The organism is Kitasatospora sp. NPDC001683, assembly GCF_053596495.1.
The window spans coordinates 1-3,499 of the sequence record NZ_JBSFGK010000206.1; the positions used below are offsets into that span (position 1 = coordinate 1).

The 3,499-nt window shown below is 71.5% G+C and carries 4 protein-coding genes; 2 read left to right on the forward strand and 2 right to left on the reverse strand.

Annotated features, from left to right (window positions below; translation table 11 throughout):
* Positions 1–87, forward strand: an 87-nt coding sequence (locus ACWCYO_RS40385; RefSeq protein ID WP_449787022.1) for a multicopper oxidase domain-containing protein, incomplete at its 5' end; no start/stop codon positions are given.
* A 273-nt stretch (positions 88–360) separates the two neighbouring features.
* Here the strand turns inward: ACWCYO_RS40385 and ACWCYO_RS40390 are convergent.
* Complete coding sequence (locus ACWCYO_RS40390; RefSeq protein ID WP_270139855.1) at positions 361–1,032, reverse strand: TetR/AcrR family transcriptional regulator C-terminal domain-containing protein; 672 nt, start codon at positions 1,030–1,032, stop codon at positions 361–363.
* 106 nt (positions 1,033–1,138) lie between these two features.
* On the opposite strand from ACWCYO_RS40390, the gene ACWCYO_RS40395 reads away from it, so the two are divergent.
* Positions 1,139–2,512, forward strand: a complete 1,374-nt coding sequence (locus tag ACWCYO_RS40395) for a serine hydrolase domain-containing protein (protein WP_449787020.1) — start codon at positions 1,139–1,141, stop codon at positions 2,510–2,512.
* A gap of 323 nt (positions 2,513–2,835) precedes the next feature.
* On the opposite strand, the gene ACWCYO_RS40400 is transcribed toward ACWCYO_RS40395, so the two are convergent.
* Entirely contained in the window at positions 2,836–3,327 is a 492-nt protein-coding gene (locus ACWCYO_RS40400; protein WP_449787021.1) for a J domain-containing protein, read from the reverse strand.
* Positions 3,328–3,499 lie beyond the last annotated feature (172 nt).

Genomic DNA, 3,499 nt, shown 5'->3' on the forward strand with positions numbered 1-3,499 from the left:
CGCGGGTACCGGGGCCGGTACATGCTGCACTGCCACAACCTCGAACACGAGGACATGGCGATGATGGCGAACTTCGACGTCGTCTAACCCGCCCGTCGGCGCCCGGCCGCCGAACCGGCCCACACCAGCAGTAGGGCCGCAGCGACGGTGGTGTATCGGGAGGGTTCCACAGCGGAGCGCCAACGATCCGGGCCGGTGCGACAGGGCGTCCCGCGACGCGACCAACCGGCCTGGGCGCCAGGCAGCGCCATCGCCGGGGGAACCGCCGTCTACGGGTGTGCTGGTCCGCGGCGTGGTGACGCGGCCCCAGCGGCCCGGTGCCCCAAAAGGACCGTCGACTCCGTCGGGCGCCATCGTCCGCTATCCGCCGGCGGCAAGCCGGCTTGCGAAGCCGTCCAGGATGGCCCGCAGGCCGAACTCGAAGCTGCTGTCGGGTGCGGCGGCGTAGTCGGTGGTGCCGACCCGCTCGCGTAGACGGGGGAAATCCATGGCAATCTCGGTGCTCCGGGCGATGGTGCCGGCGAGCTGCTGCTCGGCGTTCTCGCCGCTGCGGCTCAGCCGTCGGGTGAGCGAGACCTGTGCGGCGGGCCCGAGGGCGCTGCCGAGCACGAAGACGAACACCGTGGCGGCGGCCTGGTCCGCCTCTGGGCCGGTGAATCCGGCCTGCTCGTAGACGGCGAGGCTGTAGTCGTCCAGCCGGGCCTTGCCCCGGCCGTACAGCAGGTGGCTGCCGAAGGCCTGCCCGAGCCACGGGTGCCGGGTGAGCATCGCGTGCATGCCGGTGGCCATGGCGGTGGCGGCAGCCCGCCAGCCGGTGGTGCCGAGCTCGGGCAGCTCGACCTCCGCCCAGACCGCGTCTGCGGCCCGGCGGACCAGCTCGTCCTTGGTCTTGATGTGCCAGTAGATGGCTGTGGCGGCCGAGCCGAGTCGGGTGCCAAGGCTGCGCATGTTGAGGCCGTCCAGGCCCTCCTCGTCCAGCAGCTCGATCGCGGCGCGGACGATCTGGTCGGCGGTCATGGTCTGTCGTGGCATGGCGTCAGCTTAGTTGAACTTAGTTCAGGAAACCTCTTGCACTTAGTTCAACCAGCGGCTTACGGTCTTCCTGTACTTAGTTCAAGTGCCCACAGGGGGACAAACCATGTCGCAGAAGCAGCTGTCCGAGTTCGTCGCGGCGACGGCCGAGGGGCTCGGCATCCCGGGTGTCGCCGTCGGAGTGCTGGTGGACGGTCAGGAGGTCTTCGCGTCCCACGGCGTGACCAGCATCGACCACCCGCTGCCGGTGGACGAGCGCACGCTGTTCCACCTCGGCTCGGTCAGCAAGACGTTCACGGCGACCGCGCTGATGCGCCTGGTCGCGGAGGGCAGGGTCGACCTGGACGCGCCGGTGCGCCGGTACGTGCCCGAGCTCAGGCTCGCCGACGAACAGGCGGCCGAGCAGATCACTGTGCTGAACCTGCTCAACCACACCGCCGGACTGGACTGGAACCTGATCGACCCCGGCGACGAGGACGGCACGCTGGCCGGTTTCGTCGGAAAGCTGGCCGAGCTCCCGCTGGTCGCACCGCCCGGCACCCGGGCCTCGTACAGCCAGGCCGGCTACAACCTGGTCGGGCGGATCATCGAGAACGTCACCGGCCAGAGCTACGAGCAGGCCGTGGCCGCGCTGCTGCTGGAGCCGATCGGACTGTCGAACACTTTCTTCGACCTGGACGAGGTGATGGTCCGCAAGTTCGCCGTGGGCTACAACCGCGACGGGGACGGGACGCTGCGGGCCGCCCGGCCGTGGAAGTCGTACCGGGCCGGTGCGCGCGGCAACAACCCCGGCGGCGGCATCGTCTCCTCGGTGAGCGACCTGCTGGCCTGGGCCCGCTTCCAGCTCGGCGGCGGGGACGGCCTGCTGCCCGCCGGGACCCTGCACGGCATGCGGGAGCGGACGGTCGAGCTGCGCGGCAGCTCGCTCGGCGACGGCTTCGGCATCGGCTGGTTCCTGCGCGAGGTGAACGGCGTCCGCACGATCGGCCACGGCGGCTCGGGCAACGGCCAGTTCGCCGACCTGGTCATCGTGCCGGAGCGGAACTTCGCCGTGGTCGCCCTGGCCGCAGGCCCGGACGGCTACGTCCTCACCCAGGCCGTCACCCGCTGGGCCCTCGAACACTGCCTGGGGCTCGCCGAGCGCGACCCGGAGCCGATCGCCCACGACGAGCAGCGGGCACGGGAGGTGGCCGGCCGCTACGAAAGCGACGTCATGAACCTCGACATCCTCACCGACGGCACCCGGCTCACCCTGGCCGTCGGGATCAAGCCGGAGATCCGCGCCGCCTCGGACGTCGACATGCCGGCCGACTACCCTGCCGCGACCATGGGCTTCCTCCCGGGCGACGCCGACGAGTACCTCATCACCGAGGGCGGGCTGAAGGGCCAGCGCGGCTTCTTCACCCGCGACTCCGCCGGCGCGGTGGTCGGCGTGGACCTCGGCGGCCGCCTCTTCGGCCGAGCCGCGAACGCCTCCTGAGCACACGGGGAAGCCCCGCGAGGATTTCACAGCCCCTGTCCGGGCCGTCGAGGGAGCCACCAGGGCGGTGCCAGAGCCCGAGAAAGCCACTGGCCCGGCCCGGTGCCCAGCGGGCGCGCGTTCCGGCCCACGCCTGAGCGTCGGCCTGCGCCGCATGGGGATCGGCTGAGCGGAGGTGACGTGCTGAGGGGAGGTGACGTGATGCTCACAGATCGCATGCCGCGCGAGATCGCGGTCTCGGCGGCCGAGGAGATCCGTAGGCTCAACCAGTGCGGCCGCCGGCGCCTACCCGCGCCCGATGGCGGTGCGGAACTCGCTGTCGTTCACAGCCAAGGGTCCACCTCCCACAACCGGTTCATCCACTCCCAGAGGCTCAGCGGCGTGGAGCGGGCGCACGGTTCGACCCGCACCGGCCCCACCCACACTGCGGGGTCGGACGGCCACCCGCTCTTGCCGCCGAGCCGGACAGCCACTGCGGCTGCGGGCGCGTTGCCGGTTGCCGGGACCACACGCACCGCAACCCGCACCACCGCGGCCGCACGACCAGCAGCCTCGTCGGCCCCCGAATGCAGCCGGCCCCCGCCGCGCTCGGCGTCATAGGCGGCGCGCAGCCCGGGGTCGTGCAGAACCTCGTACGCGGCTATCACGTTGACGAGCCGCTCGACCGATCCGGCCTCGGCAGACCTGGCTGGGCGGGAATCCGGGTGCAGCAGGCGGACCTGAGCCCGATAGGCCGAGGTGATCTGCTGCGCGGACGCCGAGGGCTCGACTCCCAGCACCGCGTAGTGATCCCGCCACGGTCGCGCAACGGTCATGGCAGCCCACCTCCTCGGCTTGCCCGGTCGCCCGTGCCCGGCCGGGCGAACCCGGCCTACGGCAGAACCTCCTCATCGACCTGCATAGAACCGTGGCAGGCGCCTGTCAAGATGCCCCGAATGGGGGTCTTGCAGGCCGACCATGCGCCGCCGCCCGGTCAGCTGACCGGGC

Excerpts from the sequence above, each read along its gene's own strand:
- ACWCYO_RS40390 (WP_270139855.1), bottom strand. The coding sequence starts at position 1,032 with ATGCCACGACAGACCATGACCGCCGACCAGATCGTCCGCGCCGCGATC.
- ACWCYO_RS40395 (WP_449787020.1), top strand. The coding sequence starts at position 1,139 with ATGTCGCAGAAGCAGCTGTCCGAGTTCGTCGCGGCGACGGCCGAGGGG.
- ACWCYO_RS40400 (WP_449787021.1), bottom strand. The coding sequence starts at position 3,327 with ATGACCGTTGCGCGACCGTGGCGGGATCACTACGCGGTGCTGGGAGTC.